The following is an 18,566-nucleotide window of genomic DNA, read 5'->3' on the forward strand; positions in this document are numbered from 1 at the left end:
TACAAAAACCCCGTTCATTCAGAATGGGGTTTTTTTGCGTGTAAAATTATCTTTCTTTTTGTTTCTCTATAATCGCAAACAGCTCGTGAAGATCGCTGATCACGTAATCAGGCGCAATGTCCGTATCATTTTTCTTTTGCGTCCGGTTTACCCAGACTGTCGTAATGCCTGCCCGTTTCGCTCCCAATATATCAGTATTGAGGTTATCTCCGACCATAATGGCGTCTTCTTTTTTCAGGTTCAGGAGGCCGAGGCAATGTTCGAATATGGAGGCATCGGGTTTCCCTTTTCCGAAAGCGCCTGAGATGACGATTTCATTAAAATAAGGCGCCAGCTCAGGAACGCCGGCGAGTTTTTCTTTCTGCAGGCTGGGATCGCCGTTTGTCAGCAGAAGCAATTCATAAACACCTTTCAGCTTATCAAGCACCGCAAACGTTTCATCATACACATACGGGCGCTGTCTGCGTTCCGCCGCGAAAAACTCCGCCAAATATTCGCCGTAAGCCGCATCGTCTATACCGACGCTTTTTAAGCCGTTCGTCCAGGCGTTTCGTCTGTATTCCGGCGCAATCCGATTCAGCTGTTTAAATCCTTCGCTGACCGGCTCGGAAAAATTCGCCCACAATCCTTCAAACGGATTAATGCCGATCATGACCGTATAAGGATAGGTTTCGTATGACATATACAATTCCCGTGCCGCTTTCCGAACCGCCTCTTCAAATGTATGCGGGTCAAGGCCATATTTTTTTTCCGCTTGTAAACATGTTTCCCTGAATGTTGTTCTGACGCTTTTTTCATCCCATAACAGTGTATCGTCCAAATCAAAAAATACGGCTTTCATGATCTTCTCCTCTTTGTTATATTCTGAAACTCTCTGCCGCAAGGCTCCCGTTTATTCTACAATAGATACATAGACTGTGAAAGATGTTTTCAGATGATTTGAAAAAAACAGGCAGGTTTGTGTCAGATTCTGTCTCAGGCTCTAAAACGTGATAAAATACAATTTGAAAGAACAGGTGAAAAGTATGCTGCATTTGATCATCATGATGCTGGAAAGAGTCGGAATTATCGTCATATTGGGATTTGTTCTGGCTCATACCAGATTGTTCAGACAGGCGCTCCAGCAGCCTGAGAGCTATAAAGGCAAAGCGGTGCTGATTTCAATTTTCTCGCTGTTCAGTATCATCAGCAACTATACGGGAATAGAAATTCAGCGGAATACAATCATGAATAATGATTGGGTGTTTCAAATTAATCCGTCCGGTTCAATTGCCAATACAAGAATTATGGGCGTTGAAATCGGCGGACTCTTAGGCGGTCCGTATGTGGGAATCGGCGTCGGCATACTGGCCGGCCTGCATCGTTTATCACTCGGCGGCGCGACCGCAGTCAGCTGTGCCGTCTCATCCGTTTTAGCGGGCATTTTGTCCGGCTGGATCGGACGGTATTTCAGAAAACGCTATGCGATGCCGACACCGCGTGTGGCCGCGCTTGTCGGACTCGGAATGGAATCGCTGCAAATGCTGCTCATCCTCTTGATGGCCAAGCCGTTTTCTGATGCTTGGACGCTTGTGAGCATCATCGGCATCCCGATGATATTGGTAAACGGGTCAGGGACTTTTATTTTTCTTTCGATCATTCAGTCGATTATCCGAAAGGAAGAACGGGCGAGAGCCCTTGAAACCCACAGGGTGCTGATGATTGCCGATCAGACGCTTCCGTTTTTCCGCCAAGGGCTGAATGAAAGCTCATGCAAAAGCGTCGCCGCCATCATCCACAGGCAAACAGGAACGGACGCGGTATCGCTTACGGATAACGAAAAGATTTTGGCGCACGTCGGCGCGGGTGCCGACCATCATATTCCGTCTGAAAGCCTGATCACCGGATTGTCAAAACGCGTCATTAAAACGGGTCATATTATGAAAGCGACATCAAAGGAAGAAATTGAATGCACGCACGATCCCTGTCCGCTGCATGCGGCGATTGTATTGCCGCTGACGTCAAACGGCAAAACGATCGGGACGCTGAAAATGTACTTTAAAAGCCCGTCAGGTTTAAGCCGGGTTGAAGAAGAGCTTGCAGAAGGACTCGCCATGCTGTTTTCCACCCAGCTTGAACTCGGCGAGGCGGAACTGCAGAGCAAATTGCTGAAAGACGCAGAAATAAAGGCGCTTCAAGCACAGGTCAATCCGCATTTTCTGTTTAATGCGATCAATACGATTTCTGCACTTTGCCGTACGGATGTGGAAAAAACCCGAAAGCTTCTGCTGCAGCTCAGCGTCTATTTCCGTTCCAATCTGCAGGGGGCAAGGCAGCTGCTCATCCCGCTTTCTAAAGAACTGAACCATCTGCAGGCGTATTTATCATTGGAGCAGGCCCGTTTTCCCGGGAAATATAAAATCAGTCTTGAAATCGAACGCGGTTTGGAGGACATCGAAATTCCTCCTTTTGTGCTGCAGATTCTCGTCGAAAATGCGCTTCGCCATGCATTTTCAAGAAAGCAGGACAGCTGTGCCGTCAATGTCAGCGTGGTATCCGCCGGTCAGTCGGTTTTAATGCGGGTTGGAGATAACGGTAGGGGAATTGATCCGGAATTGCTGTCCGTGCTCGGAAACCGTCCGCTCCCTTCTAAAGAAGGGACGGGAACCGCGCTTTACAATTTAAATCAGCGGCTGATCGGGCTGTTCGGCCCACAAGCAGCCCTGCGATTGGAAAGTGAGGCCGGCAAAGGTACGGACGTATCATTTGAGCTGCCTTTGAAACTGATGACTAAAGGAGAAGAACATGCTGAAGGTGTTAATCGTTGATGATGAAATGCTGGCAAGAGATGAATTAGCTTATTTGCTGAAACGGACGAATGAAGTAAGTGACATAAACGAAGCTGAAAATATTGAATCCGCTTTTGACAGTATGATGGATCAAAAACCGGATCTGCTGTTTTTGGACGTTGATTTGTCAGGAGAAAACGGATTTGACATTGCCAAACGGCTGAAAAACATGAAAAATCCGCCGGCCGTCGTTTTTGCGACGGCGTATGACCAATTTGCTTTAAAAGCTTTTGAAGTCGACGCGCTCGATTATTTAACGAAGCCTTTTGATGAAGAAAGAGTGCGCCAGACGATCAGAAAGTTTAAAAGAGTGAAGCTGGACAGGGCAGGAGCCGTCTCGGAGCAGCCGTCCGCAGCCGGAGCGCATAAACTGGCTGTATCAGCCGGTGAATCTATTGTCATTTTAGATACGAAGGACATTATTTACGCCGGCATGGAGGACGGACACGTTTCCGTCAAAACGTTTGCCGCGTCTTATTCCGTTCATGAAACTTTGGCGGTCATTGAGAAAAAACTGCCTGATACGGGTTTCTTGAGAGTGCACCGCGCGTTCATCGTGAATACGGAGCATATTACGGAAATTCATCCGTGGTTTAATTCGACTTACAATCTGATTCTAAAAGACGGCTCTAAAATTCCCGTCAGCCGTACATACGCCAAGGACTTAAAAAAGCTGCTTCATATTATATGAGGCGGCTTTTGCATTTCAGCAGCCGTTTTTTGCATTTCAGAATGAATATTCAGCCGTTTGTTATGAAAGCGCTTTAAAAAGCGATTTCTCTTTTATAATGGACCTAACAAAGAGAAAGAGGTGAAGAAAATGAGTGCGAAAAAAGTGTACGGATTTCTGACACAAGCATTTATTTTTGCCGTAATTATGCTCATATCTAATGGGATTGCAGCGATTGTCCCCATTCCTATACCCGCTTCCGTAGTAGGTTTGGTGTTATTATTTGTCCTCTTATGCCTGAAAGTGATTAAGCTTGAACAAGTAGAAACGCTGGGAACATCATTAACGTCACTGATCGGATTTTTATTTGTCCCGTCGGGCATCTCCGTGATGAATTCACTTGGCGTCATGCAGCAGTACGGCGTGCAGATCGCACTCGTCATCTTACTCGCCACCATCATTCTGTTAGGGGCGACGGGCCTTTTTTCTCAGCTGATCTTGTCTGTCAGCCAAAAACGTCAGAAGGCTGCTCCGGCTGATAAACAAACGGTGCGCCGTTCCAATCAGGAAAACGAACTTGTGCAGCATTAGGAGGGAAAACGGATGAGTCCATATTTCGGTATTGTCGTTTCACTTGCGGCCTTTGGCATCGGCACGTATTTATTTAAAAAAACGAGAGGCTTTTTCCTCTTCACCCCGCTGTTTGTCGCGATGGTGCTTGGAATTCTTTTTCTGAAGCTCGGCGGTTTTTCATATGAAGATTATAAAAGCGGAGGAGACATTATTAAATTCTTCCTGGAGCCCGCGACGATCGCTTTTGCCATCCCTTTATACAAACAGCGTGACAAGCTGAGAAAATACTGGTGGCAGATCATGTCTTCCATCATTGTCGGCTCTATCTGCTCAGTCACGATTGTCTATTTGATCGCAAAAGGCATTCATCTTGACGCGGCCGTTATGAAAAGCATGCTTCCGCAGGCGGCGACAACGGCAATTGCCCTTCCGCTGTCAAAAGGGATCGGCGGCATCACCGACATCACCGCTTTCGCCGTTATTTTCAACGCCGTTATCGTCTATGCTCTTGGCGCTTTATTCTTAAAACTGTTTAAAGTAAAGCACCCAATCTCTAAGGGACTGGCTCTCGGCACATCAGGACACGCACTCGGTGTTGCGGTCGGCATTGAGATGGGGGAAGTAGAAGCGGCAATGGCAAGTATCGCGGTTGTCGTCGTAGGAGTGGTGACGGTGCTGGTCATTCCGGTATTCGTTCAGCTCATCGGAGGATAAACCCGGGTTATAGACCCGGGTTTTTTATTGTGTTGGCACGCCCGCGGGCGGCATATAACGAAATTTCACATTTTTCCTTGCGCTCACCCCGGCATCGTGTTAAAATGAAAAAGTTGATCCGGAGAAGTCATTCTTGACTAATGATCCGGTATTGTGTAGAATAGTTATTGAATTGAATATAAATCACAAGCAGAGGCACCCGCTTCTCACCTGATTGACACATTCATGTAGTTGGCAGGTTGACCGTACATTTTTATTTATGCAGATGTTCGTAGTGTGGGTGTGTTGTCATGCCCGCACTTTTTGTTTGCCTGCAGAATGCAGTCAAAAAGCGTTGTGAATCAATTCGAAGAAACTATGGAGGTGGCTCATTATTAGCAAAGATCAATTGGTTAATGAGGGTATCCGTGCACGTGAAGTTCGTCTGATCGGACAAAATGGCGATCAGCTCGGCATCAAGTCCCGTCAGGAAGCACTTGAAATCGCCGGCCGCGCAAATCTTGACCTTGTGTTAGTTGCAGCAAATGCAAAACCGCCTGTCTGCCGCATCATGGACTACGGTAAGTTCCGATTCGAGCAGCAGAAAAAGGACAAAGAAGCACGCAAAAATCAAAAAATCATTAACTTAAAAGAAGTTAGATTAAGTCCGACAATCGATGAGCATGACTTTAACACGAAATTGCGCAATGCGATTAAATTCCTTGAAAAAGGCGATAAAGTGAAAGCTTCTATCCGCTTTAAAGGGCGCGCAATCACTCATAAAGAAATCGGCCAGCGCGTATTGGACCGTTTCTCTGAAGCATGTGCGGAAGTTGCGACAGTCGAAACAAAACCAAAAATGGACGGCCGCAGCATGTTCTTAATGCTCGCGCCGAAAAACGAAAAGCAATAAGGAGGAAATCCCATGCCAAAAATGAAAACTCACCGCGGATCTGCTAAACGTTTTAAAAAGACAGGTTCTGGGAAGTTAAAACGTTCTCATGCATACACAAGTCACTTATTCGCCAACAAATCCCAAAAGCAAAAGCGTAAGCTTCGCAAGGGTGCTATTGTGAGCGCAGGAGACTTCAAACGCATCAAACAACAGCTTGCCAACATCAAGTAATCGGACAAGGAACAATTAGGAGGGAAATCTAATGCCAAGAGTAAAAGGCGGAACTGTTACACGTAAGCGTCGTAAAAAGGTTCTTAAATTAGCAAAAGGTTATTTCGGTTCAAAACATACATTATACAAAGTAGCAAACCAGCAGGTCATGAAATCAGGAAACTATGCATTCCGTGACCGCCGTCAGAAAAAACGTGATTTCCGTAAGCTTTGGATCACTCGTATCAACGCTGCTGCACGTATGAACGGTCTTTCTTACAGCCGTTTAATGCACGGTCTTAAGCTTTCAGGCATCGAAGTAAACCGCAAAATGCTTGCTGATCTTGCTGTAAACGATCTTACTGCTTTCAATCAGCTTGCTGATGCTGCTAAAGCTCAGTTAGACAAGTAAGTTGAAAAAGCCGCTCTCTTTCCGGGAGCGGTTTTTTTACGTAAAGGGTGACAATCAATGGCTCTCTTCATTTACGCCGTATTGATAAACGGATACGGCTTTTGGATCATGGGCGCTGATAAAAGAAGAGCAAAGGCGCACAGGTGGAGAATATCAGAGAAACGAATATGGCTCACAGCCGCCATGTTCGGCTCACTCGGCGTATGGATCGGCATGCGCACCTTCAGGCATAAGACGAAGCACAAATCCTTTTTATACGGGGTGCCGCTGCTTTTTCTCACTGAAGCCGCCCTTGTACTCATGTATTTGATGTATAAAAAATAAAAAGCAGGAGAGCTTATCGCTCGCCTGCTTTTTTCGCTTTTTTGATGGGCTGGTCCCAATCAATCTTGCAATTCGGGTACCGCTCCAATACCTTTTTTTCGACTTCTTCAAAATCACCTGCAGAAAAGCGGTTCAGCTTTTCCGGATTTTCGGTCCATACAAATATTGTATGGATAAACAGCGGATGATCTTTGGAAGGGATATGCTTTTCTCCTTCAAAGAGCACTCCTTTATAAGTAAGCTGGAGATTTTTTCGCGTGTTTTTCTGTTCGTCAATAAAATAAAAATTCTCTTTTGATTGCGCCAGTCTGAGCCTTCTTTTCGGGTTTGCGTAAAATTTGACGCACATGTAAATAAAATAAATAAGAAGTGCAAGCAAGACAATCCTTAATACTGTAATGGCCATATGTGTGAAGGCACCTCCTCACCTTTGTCATGATCTGATGTAATACGAAAAACAAAACAAAAAGTTTCATTTTTTTAAAAGAAATAGATAAAAACATTTACCCGTTTTTCAGGCGAATTAATCGTATGCTTCAGCATTGGTTTTGTATAATAAGAAGGGTAGTGAAAAAAAGGAGGTTTATTGATGACAAAATTAGATGAAACGCTCACCATGCTGAAAGCCTTAACGGATGCAAAAGGGATACCGGGAAATGAGAGAGAAGTAAGACAAGTGATGAAATCATACATAGAACCATTTGCCGATGATGTCACAACAGACCGGCTGGGAAGCTTAATCGCCAAAAAAACCGGCAAAGAAAACGGTCCGAAAATCATGATCTCAGGGCATTTAGACGAAGTCGGTTTTATGGTGACGCAAATCACTGATAAAGGCTTTCTCCGCTTTCAAACCGTCGGCGGCTGGTGGTCTCAGGTCATGCTGGCCCAGCGCGTCACCGTCGTGACAAAAAAAGGGGACATCACGGGGATCATCGGTTCGAAACCGCCTCACATTCTGCCTCCTGACGCCAGAAAAAAAGCCGCTGATATTAAAGAGATGTTCATCGATATCGGGGCGTCCAGCCGTGAAGAAGCAATGGAATGGGGCGTTCTTCCGGGTGATCAGATTGTGCCGTATTTTGAATTTACAGTGATGAACAATGAAAAGCATTTATTGGCGAAAGCGTGGGACAACCGTATCGGCTGTGCGATTGCCATCGATGTATTAAAAAATCTGAAAAACAGTGATCACCCGAATGAAGTATACGGGGTCGGAACGGTTCAAGAAGAAGTCGGGCTGCGCGGGGCGAAAACAGCGGCACATACGATCCAGCCTGATATCGCGTTCGGTGTGGATGTCGGAATTGCCGGAGATACACCGGGAATTTCTGAAAAAGAGGCGCAAAGCAAAATCGGCGAAGGGCCGCAAATTATTCTGTATGACGCGTCAATGGTATCTCACAAAGGGCTGCGCGACCTTGTCGTAAACACGGCGGAAGAAGCGGGAATTCCGTATCAATTCGATTCCATTGCCGGAGGGGGCACGGATTCAGGTTCTATTCATTTAACCGCAAACGGAGTGCCGGCGCTGTCCATTACGATCGCGACGCGCTACATTCACACTCATGCCGCTATTTTGCATCGGGATGATTATGAGAATACGGTAAAATTGATCACAGAAGTGATTAAAAAATTAGACCGGGAAACGGTTGACCGTATTACTTATCAATAAAGATACGGAAGAATCTGCTTTTTTAAGCAGATTCTTTTTTTTTTGTCTGTACAAATATGAGCCGTGTGTCTACAATAAGAGAAGACATAGAAAAATCTGACAACATGTTTTTGAAAGCGCTTTAAAAGGGGAGGGTTTACAAATGAAAAACAGATTCAGACGCATGATCCGCTTTTCATGCGCAGCCGTTACAGCCGGTCTGCTTCTGATGTCTTCATCTCCGGCATCTGCCGCGTTTTGGGGGGCATCAAATGAATTGCTTCATGATCCGACAATGGCGAAGGAAGGAAACACGTGGTACGCTTTCGGAACCGGTTTGGAAGGGGAGAGGGGGCTTCGCGTCTTAAAGGCGGGCAGCGGCGGCGTATGGACCGTTCAGAAATCAATCTTTACTTCCCCGCTGTCATGGTGGGGCAATTATGTGCCGAATTACGGGCTGAATCAATGGGCCCCCGATGTTCAATATTTTAACGGAAAGTATTGGCTGTATTATGCCGTTTCTTCATTCGGCAAAAATACCTCCGCGATAGGTCTTGCATCATCTACAAGCCTCAGTTCGGGAAACTGGAAGGACGAAGGGCTCGTCATCCGTTCAACAAGCGCCAATAACTACAATGCAATTGATCCGGAGCTGACAATTGATAAAGACGGAAACCCCTGGCTTGCCTTCGGTTCTTTTTGGAGCGGCATTAAGCTGACAAAGCTTGATAAAAATACAATGAAACCGACGGGATCACTTTATTCCATCGCTGCCAGGCCGAATAACGGCGGAGCTTTGGAAGCGCCGGCCATCACCTACCAGAACGGCTACTATTACTTAATGGTGTCGTTTGATAAATGCTGTTCAGGCGTGAATAGTACGTACAAAATCGCTTATGGAAGATCCAAAAGCATCACCGGCCCATATCTCGATAAAAGCGGGAAAAGCATGTCTGAAGGCGGAGGGACGATTCTTGATTCCGGCAATGACCGCTGGAAAGGCCCGGGCGGTCAGGACATTGTGAACGGGAATATTTTAGTGCGTCATGCGTATGATGCCGAAAACAGCGGAATTCCGAAGATGCTCATCAATGATATCGATTGGAGTTCAGGCTGGCCTTCCTATTAATTGATCAGCCGGGCATGTGTGTCCGGCTTTTTTTACTTGCAATAAAAGATTGACAGTTTGATTCCTCCTTAACTATAATGAAGTTGTTCGTACAAATAAAAGAATAAAAGTTTTATTATTTATATTCGTACGTATATTTATTTAAAAATGCAAGCGCTTTATTTTGATGGGAAGGGGAAATGAATGTGCTTCAGAACAAAGAATATGAATTTTGGTTTGTAACGGGAAGCCAGCACTTATACGGAGAGGAAACGCTGCAGCTTGTCGATAAACACGCAAAGGGAATATGTGACGGTCTCTGCGGGGTGTCATCAAGATACAAGATCAGGCATAAACCGGTTGTCACGTCATCTGAAACGATCAGAGAGGTTTTGCGGGAAGCGCAGTATCAAGAAAACTGTGCCGGGGTCGTGACATGGATGCATACATTTTCCCCTGCGAAAATGTGGATTGAAGGTCTTTCTGCTTTTCAAAAGCCGATGCTTCATCTGCATACCCAATATCACCGCGACATCCCGTGGGAAACGATTGATATGGACTTTATGAACAGCAACCAATCCGCTCACGGAGACCGGGAATACGGATATATCCAGTCAAGAATGGGGCAGACGAGAAAAGTCATCGCAGGCTATTGGGATGATGAGGAAGTCAAACATGACATTTCGCAATGGATGAACACGGCTGCCGCTTGGAATGAAAGCAGGAATATTAAAGTAGCCCGGTTCGGCGACAATATGCGGAATGTGGCGGTTACTGACGGAGACAAAGTCGGCGCCCACATTCAATTCGGCTGGCAGGTTGACGGGTACGGAATCGGCGATCTTACCGAGGTGATGAACAATGTCACCGACGCAGAAATTGAGGCGCTTTATGAGGAATACGACAAATTGTATGTCATCAGCGACGAAACGAAGCGGGATGAAGCAAAAGTTGCTTCCATTAAAGAACAGGCGAAAATTGAACTCGGATTAACGGCCTTTCTCGAACGGGGCGGATATACAGCGTTTTCGACCTCCTTTGAAGTTTTGCACGGAATGAAGCAGCTTCCGGGTCTTGCCGTTCAGCGTCTCATGGAAAAAGGGTACGGATTTGCCGGAGAAGGCGATTGGAAAACGGCTGCCCTTGTGCGAATGATGAAAATAATGGCGGACGGAGAACAAACCTCCTTCATGGAAGATTATACGTACCATTTTGAACCGGGGCGTGCGATGATTCTCGGATCACATATGCTTGAAGTATGTCCGACGATCGCCCTTGATCAGCCGAAAATCGAAGTCCATCCTCTCTCAATCGGAGGGAAGGAAGATCCGGCCCGGCTGGTCTTTAACGGAATCGGCGGTTCAGCCATCATCGCCAGCATCATTGATATCGGCGGGCGATTCCGTCTCATTCTGAATGAAGCGGAAGGCAGGGAAATTGATCATGATATGCCGAATCTCCCTGTGGCGCGGGTGCTGTGGAAGCCGGAGCCATCGCTGAAAACAGCTGCAGAAGCATGGATTTTGGCGGGAGGCGCCCACCATACCTGTATGTCCTTCCGGCTTACGGCTGAACAGATGCTTGACTGGGCTGAGATGGCAGGCATTGAAAGCATCTTTATTTCCCGCAATACTGAAATACATGAGCTGAAAAAAGAGCTGAAATGGAATGACGTATTATACCGGTTGGGAGGGAATTGATATGGCGTATACGATTGGTGTTGATTTCGGCACATTGTCCGGCCGGGCGGTGCTTGTCAATGTCCGCACGGGCGTAGAAATCGCCTCTGCGGTAAAAGAATACACTCATGCCGTCATCGACCGCAAGCTGCCGAAGACGGGTGAAAAACTCCCTCGGGACTGGGCGCTTCAGCACCCTGCCGATTATATCGAAGTTCTGGAAACGGCGATTCCGAACCTGCTTGAGCAGGCGGGTGCTGATCCAAAAGACGTGATCGGCATAGGAATTGATTTTACCGCCTGCACGATTTTGCCGATAGACGGCGCGGGGCAGCCGCTTTGTATGCTGCCGGAATTTGAACGGGAGCCCCACAGTTATGTGAAGCTGTGGAAGCATCATGCGGCTCAAAAACATGCAGACCGTTTGAACACGATTGCCGAAGGCACAAAAGAAACATTCCTTAAAAGATACGGCGGTAAAATTTCTTCTGAATGGATGATCCCGAAAATCATGCAAATCGCGGAAGAAGCGCCGCATATATACAAGGCGGCAGATCGGATTGTGGAAGCGGCAGACTGGATCGTCTATCAATTGTGCGGTTCATTGAAGCGAAGCAACTGCACGGCCGGCTACAAAGCAATCTGGAATGAGGAGACGGGATATCCGCCGGATCATTTTTTCGAAAAGCTCAACCCGTTAATGAAAACGATTACAAAGGATAAATTAAGCGGCACGATTTATTCAGTCGGGGAAAAAGCAGGAGGTTTGACCGAAAAAATGGCGGAGCTGACCGGGCTTCTGCCGGGGACGGCCGTTGCCGTCGCCAATGTCGACGCTCACGTGTCAGTGCCCGCGGTCGGTATTACAGAGCCGGGGAAAATGCTGATGATCATGGGAACGTCTACCTGCCATGTGCTGCTCGGCGAGGAAGAACATATCGTCCCCGGTATGTGCGGGGTCGTCAATAACGGCATTTTGCCCGGATATGCGGGATATGAAGCGGGGCAGTCCTGTGTCGGCGACCACTTTGAATGGTTCGTCAAAACGTGCGTTCCGAGAGACTATGAGAAGGAAGCTGAGGATAAACACATAGACATTCACGAGCTGCTCAGCAAAAAAGCGGCAGAACTTGTTCCGGGGGAAAGCGGCCTTCTCGCGCTTGACTGGTGGAACGGAAACCGCTCAACCTTGGTGGACGCCGATTTGACGGGCATGATGCTCGGCATGACGCTGCACACGAAGCCCGAAGAAATCTACAGGGCATTGATTGAAGCGACGGCGTTCGGAACAAGGATGATTATCGAAACGTTCCGGGAAAACGGCGTTCCGGTCGAAGAGCTTTACGCAGCCGGAGGAATCGCCGAAAAAAATCAGTTTGTCATGCAGATTTACGCAGACGTCACAAATATGGACATTCAATTATCCGGATCTCCGCAGGCGCCTGCACTGGGCTCCGCGATTTTCGGAGCGCTCGCCGCGGGACGGGAAAACGGAGGATTCTCCAATATTGCTGAAGCATGCGCGCATATGGGGAAATTAAAAGACGGCTTTTATGCCCCGAACCGGGAAAGAGCTGAGATTTATGACAGCTTATATGCGGAATATAAAGAGCTCGTACACTACTTCGGTAAAGAAAACAATGTCATGAAACGCCTGAAAGCCATTAAAAACCGTGATTTTGCGAAAGGGGGGAGCCGCCATGCTTGAAGCGTTAAAAGAAGAAGTGCTCGCCGCCAATCTGAAGCTTGAGGAACATAACCTTGTCACGTTTACATGGGGGAATGTCAGCGGCATTGACAGAGAGAGCGGGAGAATCGTCATTAAACCGAGCGGTGTCGATTACAGTGAGCTGACCGCTGACAAACTGGTCGTCCTGAATGAGGACGGAGACATTTTGGAAGGATCGCTGAAACCGTCTTCTGACACGCCGACCCATCTTTATCTGTATAAAGCGTTTCCGGCTATCGGCGGAATCGTTCATACTCACTCCCGCTGGGCGACGAGCTGGGCGCAGTCCGGAAGAGACATACCCGCTCTCGGAACGACTCACGCGGATTACTTTGAAAGCGCTATACCCTGCACGAGGGAAATGTATGAAGAAGAAATTGTCAAAGATTACGAGTATCATACAGGCAAAGTTATAGCCGAAACCTTTCAAAACGAACCGTATGAACAAAATCCGGGTGTCCTCGTCCACAGCCACGGCCCGTTCTGCTGGGGAACGGACGCGCTGAATGCCCTGCATAACGCCGTTGTGCTCGAAACGGTAGCGGAAATGGCCTACCATTCGCTTATGCTGAACAAACAGCTCAGTCCGATCGACAGAGTGCTGCATGATAAGCATTTTTACAGAAAACACGGGGCGAATGCTTATTATGGCCAAACTTGACGCAGCCGGGTTTCTGATTGATTTAGACGGAACCGTATTCAGGGGGCGGGAGCTGATTGAGGGCGCAAAAGAAGCCGTTCATACCCTTCAGTCACTGGGCAAAGCCGTTGTCTTTTTATGCAACCGCGGCAATCTATCAAGAGCAATGTGCCGAAAGAAACTGCTGGGTGCAGGTATCCGCACGGATGAACGGAGCATCGTGCTGTCCTCCAGTGTGACGGCATCATTTTTAAAGAAGCATTATCCTTTGTCAAAGGTCTGGGTGTTAGGAGAGAAAGAGCTGACTGATGAACTCGCTTTAGCGGGTGTCACCCTGGCGCAAAATCCGCAGGCGGCAGACTGGCTTGTCATCTCCCTGCATGAAACCGTCACCTATGAGGATCTGAATCTCGCTTTTAAGGCGGCTTCCTCCGGCGCGCGCATCATCGCCACGAATCGGGACCGCTCTTTTCCGAATGAAGGCGGCCATGCCATGGATGTCGCGGGAATGATCGGGGCCATTGAAGCATCCGCCGGAGCAAAAACGGAGCTTGTCATCGGCAAACCGTCTTGGCTGATGGCTGAGGCGGCATGTGAAGCGCTCGGACTTCCCCCTGAGGAATGCGCCATTATCGGAGACAGCCTCGAATCTGATATCGCAATGGGCAGGCTGTACGGAATGAAAAGCGTATTGGTTCTGACGGGGTCGGCCAAACTTGGGGAGCCCCGTCTATATGAACCTGACATCGTCCTTAATTCTATTAAAGACCTGACAGAATTAGCGAAGGAGGGAATCCTTTTATGAAACGTTCTCCTGAGGACATTCAATCCGAGTTTGACAAGGAAGGGGCCAGCCGCTCACCGATTCAAATAGAAGATATCGTGATCGGGGCGAATGCAAAAGAAGAGCTTCTCAGATTTCTGCAAAAAAAATGCTGGAATCATCCGGTCCTCGTCTGTGACCGGAACACGTACGAGGCGGCGGGACGTCTGCTTGCGGACGAATTAAGGGCAGGCGGAATCAAAGCATCAAAAGTCATCATTCCGGAGCATGAAGCCGGGGCCGCCGCGGCTGATGAGAGGACATTGGTCTATACGCTGATCAATCTCGCGGAAGAGACGGATGTCATCATTGCGGCCGGTTCAGGAACGATTCACGACATTACGCGGTTTGCCGCTTATCAGCGCGGTTTGCCGTTTATCTCATTCCCCACCGCTCCGTCAGTCGATGGTTTTACATCGGCGGGAGCGCCGCTCATATTAAACGGAATCAAAACGACGATCCAAACGAAAGCACCGATCGCCTTATTTGCCGATACGAATGTATTAAAAGAAGCGCCCCGTTCAATGACAGCCGCGGGCTTCGGAGACATGCTCGGAAAAATAACATCGCTGGCAGATTGGGAGATTTCCCGCAGGCTTGCGGGTGAGCCGTACTCAGAAGCAGGGGCGAAGCTTGTGAAAGACGCGCTTTGGCAGTGCATTGATCACCGCGCTGACATTGCCATGGGAACGGAGGCCGGCATTCAGATACTGATGGAAGCGCTGATCGTTTCGGGTCTTGTCATGCTTGCTCTCGACCACTCCCGCCCCGCCTCAGGAGGAGAACATCACATCTCGCATTGGATTGAGATGGAAATGCTGAAGGCAAAACAGCCTCCGATTCTCCACGGTGCGAAGGTCGGCTGTGCGTGCGCGGTGCTGAGTGATATTTACAAAGAACTGGCTTGTCACGAAAAGCTGGCTGAACTGCCGCCGCACTTTCGCGAGGCGATTCAGTCCGCATATGAAGGGCTTCCCGACGGCAAAACAATTGCCGGGTGGCTCGCATCTGCGGGAGGTCCCGCCTGTTTCGATGAGATCGGTGTAAAAAAGGACCTTGTCAGCGATGCGCTTAAGCATGCGCACACACTGCGAGACCGTTATACCGGTTTAACCATCATAAATGAAAATGCAGCGCTCTTTGCACATCATTTGCATCAATAGCCGCACGGCCTAAAGTGGAAGGGGTAATGACATGAAAAAAACGACCGCTGTATGTTTGGTGCTGATGATGCTCTTCTTGTTTACCGCCGGCTGTTCACAAGAACGGACTGCCGGCCGGCCGGGAGAAACGGAGCTGACGTTTTGGACATTTAACGGCCTGCACGAACAGTTTTATCAGGAAATGGTCAAAGAATGGAATCAGAAGTATCCGGATCGCAAAATCAAGCTGAATACCGTTGTTTATCCTTATGGACAAATGCATGATAATTTATCGGTTTCGCTGATCGCGGGTGAGGGGCTTCCCGATATAGCCGACGTGGAATTAAGCCGGTTCTCGAACTTTCTGAAGGGGAAGGATATCCCGCTTGCCGATCTGACGCCGCTGATTGAAAAAGACCGCGATAAGTTTGTGGAAGCGCGTCTGGCCTTATACAGCAAAAACGGAAAATTGTACGGCCTTGATACACATGTGGGGACGACCGTCATGTTTTACAACATGGATATCATGAAAAAAGCGGTCGTTGATCCCGCCTCCATTAAGACATGGGAAGATTACCGGCGGGCAGGGAAAAAAGTGCGTAAGGCCGCGGGGAAACCGATGGGAACGGTTGAAACAAACGACTCCGCCACATTCCTATCCATGATTTCGCAGCAAGGGTCAGGCTACTACAGCAAAAACGGAAAATTGATTCTGAACAGCAAGACGAATACAGATACACTGAATGATGTAAAGGACATGGTGAATGATAAAACCCTTCTGCCGGCTCCCGGCGGCGGCCATCACAGCGAAGAATACTACGGTTTTATGAATCAGGGCGGGGCAGCCTCCGTGCTGATGCCCATTTGGTACATGGGACGGTTTATCGATTATATGCCTGATTTAAAAGGAAAAATGGCGATTTACCCTATGCCGGCCTGGAAAGAAGGCGGTGACAGATCAGCGGGTTTAGGCGGAACAGCCACCGTCGTGCCGAAGCAGGCTGAACATCTGGAGCTCGCGAAAGAATTTCTCGGATTTGCGAAAGGTTCAAAGGAAGGGAACATAAAGCTGTGGACGGTGCTCGGCTTTGACCCGCTCCGCTGGGACGTGTGGGATTCAAAAGAATTGAAGGAGAAAAACAAGTACACGGATTTCTTCCGGAACGGTACGTCAATTTTTTCCTCGCTTCTTGAAATAAAAGATGAGATCAATCCGATTTATCTGCATGAAGACTTCTCTAAAGCGGCTGATCTCGTTGTCAGACAGGTGCTGTTCGATGCGCTGAAGACGCAGGAAAAAACACCTGAGGAAGCCTTGGACGAGGCGGCAGAGCAATTGGAAAAATAGGAGAAGCCGCCCTATTTAACAGTGAAAGCGGGGGAGCTTTTATGAGACCTGTAAAGACAGAGACAGCGCAAACCGTTTCTGCAGTCCGGAAGAAGCCGCGCCGGCGCAATGTGCTGTATTCAAAAAAAGCGGCGCCTTATCTTTTTACGGCGCCATTTATCATTTCGTTTCTCGTTTTCTTTTTGTATCCGATCATCAGCGTGTTTATCATGAGCTTTCAGCGGATACTGCCGGGAGAAATTACATTTGTCGGGTTTTCCAATTATACCGCTCTTCTTAATCCAACCTTTTATACGGCATTATTTAACACATTGGAATATACTTTCTGGACGCTGATCGTGCTGATTCCGGTGCCGCTTCTTTTAGCGGTGATTCTGAATTCGAAGCTCGTCAGGTTCAGAAATGTGTTTAAATCGGCTCTGTTTGTACCGGCTTTAACATCGACGATCGTAGCGGGGATTATTTTCCGGCTGATGTTCGGAGAAATGAATACGTCGCTTGCAAACGAGCTGATGATGAAGCTTGGCGCATCACCCCAAAACTGGCTCAACAACAAAGGTACCGGCATGTTTTTAATGGTGCTGCTTGCGTCATGGAGGTGGATGGGCATTAACATTCTTTACTTTCTGGCGGGATTGCAAAACGTGCCGAAAGAATTGTATGAGGCGGCTGAAATTGACGGGGCAAGTACGTGGAAAAAGTTCCGGCATATCACCCTTCCATTTTTAAAGCCGGTGTCCGTTTATGTGTTAACGATCAGTATGATCGGCGGTTTCAGAATGTTTGAGGAAAGCTATGTGCTTTGGCAGAATAATTCCCCGGGCAATATCGGCCTCACGCTTGTCGGTTATTTATATCAGCAGGGGCTTGCATACAACGAAATAGGGTACGGTGCCGCAATCGGAATTGTGCTTTTGCTTGTCATCTTACTAGTCAGCCTTGTTTCACTGAAACTGTCCGGTTCGTTTAAAGGGGAGGGATAAGCGTTGCGTAACAATTACATGTTTTCCGTGTACAGAGTCGCGTTTACCTTGTTTTTTATCATGCTGAGCCTGCTGTATATCTTTCCGATGATCTGTCTATTGCTCGGTTCTTTAAAGCCGTCATCTGAGCTGATGCGCATCGGGCTGAATCTGCGTCTTGATCCGGATGTGATGAGCCTTGATAACTACACCTATTTGTTCAACGGGGGGAGCATTTATTTCAAATGGTTTTTTAACAGCCTGCTGCTCGGCGTCCTCACCACGGTTCTCACGCTGTTTTTTTCCTCTTTGATCGGCTACGGACTCGGTGTCTACGAGTTTAAAGGCAGAAATATTATTTTCGTTCTTGTGCTGATCATTATGATGGTGCCTCTTGAAGTGATGATGCTTCCGTTGTTCAAATTGACGGTGGGTCTTCATTTGATCGATTCTTATACGGGGGTGATTCTGCCGTTTATTGTGTCGCCTGTCGCCGTGTTCTTTTTCCGGCAATATGCGCTCGGACTTCCGAAGGATCTGCTTGATTCAGCGAGAATGGACGGCTGCACCGAATTCGGCATTTTCTTCAGAATTATGGCGCCGCTCATGAAACCGGCATTCGGAGCAATGATCATTCTTCAATCTTTAAACAGCTGGAATAACTTTTTATGGCCGCTGATCGTGCTTCGGTCGAAAGAAATGTTTACGCTTCCAATCGGACTTTCAGGGCTGCTGAGTCCGTACGGCAACAACTATGACATGCTGATTTCCGGGTCCGTTTTTGCGATACTGCCGGTGATCATCATATTCTTGTTTTTCCAAAAATACTTCATTTCCGGCCTTACAGTAGGCGGAGTGAAGGGATAGAGAGAGGGA

The 18,566-nt window shown here is 47.8% G+C and carries 20 protein-coding genes and 1 other annotated feature; of the genes, 18 read left to right on the forward strand and 2 right to left on the reverse strand.

Annotated features, from left to right (window positions below; all coding sequences use genetic code 11):
* Nucleotides 1-46: 46 nt before the first annotated feature.
* Nucleotides 47-841, reverse strand: coding sequence for an HAD family hydrolase (locus ACWJJ5_RS11085; protein WP_014418604.1), 795 nt, complete (start codon nucleotides 839-841; stop codon nucleotides 47-49).
* Between the two features lie 184 nt (nucleotides 842-1,025).
* Here ACWJJ5_RS11085 and ACWJJ5_RS11090 point away from each other — a divergent pair, with 184 nt between their 5' ends.
* The 8 genes from ACWJJ5_RS11090 (at nucleotide 1,026) to ACWJJ5_RS11125 (ending at nucleotide 6,605) form a co-directional block, all read left to right on the forward strand.
* Complete coding sequence (locus tag ACWJJ5_RS11090) at nucleotides 1,026-2,807, forward strand: sensor histidine kinase (RefSeq protein WP_031379151.1); 1,782 nt, start codon at nucleotides 1,026-1,028, stop codon at nucleotides 2,805-2,807.
* Nucleotides 2,785-3,519, forward strand: a complete 735-nt coding sequence (locus ACWJJ5_RS11095; protein WP_058906272.1) for a LytR/AlgR family response regulator transcription factor — start codon at nucleotides 2,785-2,787, stop codon at nucleotides 3,517-3,519. The genes ACWJJ5_RS11090 and ACWJJ5_RS11095 overlap by 23 nt, the downstream gene beginning before the upstream one ends.
* A gap of 129 nt (nucleotides 3,520-3,648) precedes the next feature.
* A complete protein-coding gene (gene lrgA / locus ACWJJ5_RS11100; RefSeq protein ID WP_003152485.1) occupies nucleotides 3,649-4,089 on the forward strand; it encodes an antiholin-like murein hydrolase modulator LrgA in 441 nt (146 codons plus the stop codon).
* Between the two features lie 12 nt (nucleotides 4,090-4,101).
* Complete coding sequence (gene lrgB, locus ACWJJ5_RS11105) at nucleotides 4,102-4,785, forward strand: antiholin-like protein LrgB (RefSeq protein WP_063174677.1); 684 nt, start codon at nucleotides 4,102-4,104, stop codon at nucleotides 4,783-4,785.
* 181 nt (nucleotides 4,786-4,966) lie between these two features.
* Nucleotides 4,967-5,097, forward strand: a sequence feature (ribosomal protein L20 leader region).
* 58 nt (nucleotides 5,098-5,155) lie between these two features.
* Nucleotides 5,156-5,677 carry a translation initiation factor IF-3 gene (gene infC / locus ACWJJ5_RS11110; protein ID WP_071543361.1) on the forward strand — a complete coding sequence of 174 codons (522 nt, stop codon included), beginning with the start codon at nucleotides 5,156-5,158 and terminating at the stop codon, nucleotides 5,675-5,677.
* A gap of 12 nt (nucleotides 5,678-5,689) precedes the next feature.
* Nucleotides 5,690-5,890: a 50S ribosomal protein L35 gene (gene rpmI / locus ACWJJ5_RS11115; RefSeq protein ID WP_003152493.1), complete on the forward strand. Its 201-nt coding sequence runs from the start codon at nucleotides 5,690-5,692 to the stop codon at nucleotides 5,888-5,890.
* A gap of 31 nt (nucleotides 5,891-5,921) precedes the next feature.
* Nucleotides 5,922-6,281: a 50S ribosomal protein L20 gene (gene rplT / locus ACWJJ5_RS11120; protein ID WP_003152495.1), complete on the forward strand. Its 360-nt coding sequence runs from the start codon at nucleotides 5,922-5,924 to the stop codon at nucleotides 6,279-6,281.
* 57 nt (nucleotides 6,282-6,338) lie between these two features.
* On the forward strand, nucleotides 6,339-6,605 hold the full coding sequence (locus ACWJJ5_RS11125) for a DUF1294 domain-containing protein (RefSeq protein WP_003152496.1): 267 nt from the start codon (nucleotides 6,339-6,341) through the stop codon (nucleotides 6,603-6,605).
* Between the two features lie 13 nt (nucleotides 6,606-6,618).
* Here ACWJJ5_RS11125 and ACWJJ5_RS11130 read toward each other — a convergent pair whose 3' ends face one another.
* Nucleotides 6,619-7,011 (reverse strand): hypothetical protein, encoded by a 393-nt coding sequence (locus ACWJJ5_RS11130; protein ID WP_003152498.1) that lies wholly within the window; start codon nucleotides 7,009-7,011, stop codon nucleotides 6,619-6,621.
* A gap of 183 nt (nucleotides 7,012-7,194) precedes the next feature.
* Between ACWJJ5_RS11130 and ACWJJ5_RS11135 the strand changes: the two genes are divergently transcribed.
* From ACWJJ5_RS11135 to ACWJJ5_RS11180, 10 genes are all read left to right on the forward strand, one after another.
* Nucleotides 7,195-8,280 (forward strand): M42 family metallopeptidase, encoded by a 1,086-nt coding sequence (locus ACWJJ5_RS11135; RefSeq protein ID WP_007408096.1) that lies wholly within the window; start codon nucleotides 7,195-7,197, stop codon nucleotides 8,278-8,280.
* Nucleotides 8,281-8,422: 142 nt separating this feature from the next.
* Entirely contained in the window at nucleotides 8,423-9,388 is a 966-nt protein-coding gene (locus tag ACWJJ5_RS11140) for a glycoside hydrolase family 43 protein (protein WP_015387871.1), read from the forward strand.
* 185 nt (nucleotides 9,389-9,573) lie between these two features.
* Nucleotides 9,574-11,067 carry an L-arabinose isomerase gene (gene araA, locus ACWJJ5_RS11145; RefSeq protein ID WP_173613159.1) on the forward strand — a complete coding sequence of 498 codons (1,494 nt, stop codon included), beginning with the start codon at nucleotides 9,574-9,576 and terminating at the stop codon, nucleotides 11,065-11,067.
* A 1-nt stretch (nucleotide 11,068) separates the two neighbouring features.
* On the forward strand, nucleotides 11,069-12,754 hold the full coding sequence (gene araB / locus ACWJJ5_RS11150) for a ribulokinase (RefSeq protein WP_454022404.1): 1,686 nt from the start codon (nucleotides 11,069-11,071) through the stop codon (nucleotides 12,752-12,754).
* Nucleotides 12,747-13,436, forward strand: coding sequence for an L-ribulose-5-phosphate 4-epimerase (gene araD / locus ACWJJ5_RS11155; RefSeq protein ID WP_003152509.1), 690 nt, complete (start codon nucleotides 12,747-12,749; stop codon nucleotides 13,434-13,436). The genes araB and araD overlap by 8 nt, the downstream gene beginning before the upstream one ends.
* Complete coding sequence (locus ACWJJ5_RS11160; RefSeq protein WP_454022452.1) at nucleotides 13,414-14,220, forward strand: HAD-IIA family hydrolase; 807 nt, start codon at nucleotides 13,414-13,416, stop codon at nucleotides 14,218-14,220. Before araD ends, ACWJJ5_RS11160 begins: the two co-directional genes overlap by 23 nt.
* Nucleotides 14,217-15,401, forward strand: a complete 1,185-nt coding sequence (locus ACWJJ5_RS11165) for a sn-glycerol-1-phosphate dehydrogenase (protein ID WP_454022405.1) — start codon at nucleotides 14,217-14,219, stop codon at nucleotides 15,399-15,401. Before ACWJJ5_RS11160 ends, ACWJJ5_RS11165 begins: the two co-directional genes overlap by 4 nt.
* Before the next feature lie 31 nt (nucleotides 15,402-15,432).
* The gene (locus ACWJJ5_RS11170; RefSeq protein WP_454022406.1) at nucleotides 15,433-16,728 is read left to right on the forward strand and encodes an ABC transporter substrate-binding protein; all 1,296 of its coding nucleotides are present in this window, start codon (nucleotides 15,433-15,435) and stop codon (nucleotides 16,726-16,728) included.
* A 41-nt stretch (nucleotides 16,729-16,769) separates the two neighbouring features.
* Nucleotides 16,770-17,711, forward strand: coding sequence for a carbohydrate ABC transporter permease (locus ACWJJ5_RS11175; protein WP_367069110.1), 942 nt, complete (start codon nucleotides 16,770-16,772; stop codon nucleotides 17,709-17,711).
* An 18-nt stretch (nucleotides 17,712-17,729) separates the two neighbouring features.
* Nucleotides 17,730-18,557, forward strand: coding sequence for a carbohydrate ABC transporter permease (locus tag ACWJJ5_RS11180; RefSeq protein ID WP_007612991.1), 828 nt, complete (start codon nucleotides 17,730-17,732; stop codon nucleotides 18,555-18,557).
* Nucleotides 18,558-18,566: the final 9 nt, after the last annotated feature.

The sequence above is a fragment of the Bacillus sp. JK74 genome, from assembly GCF_053663395.1.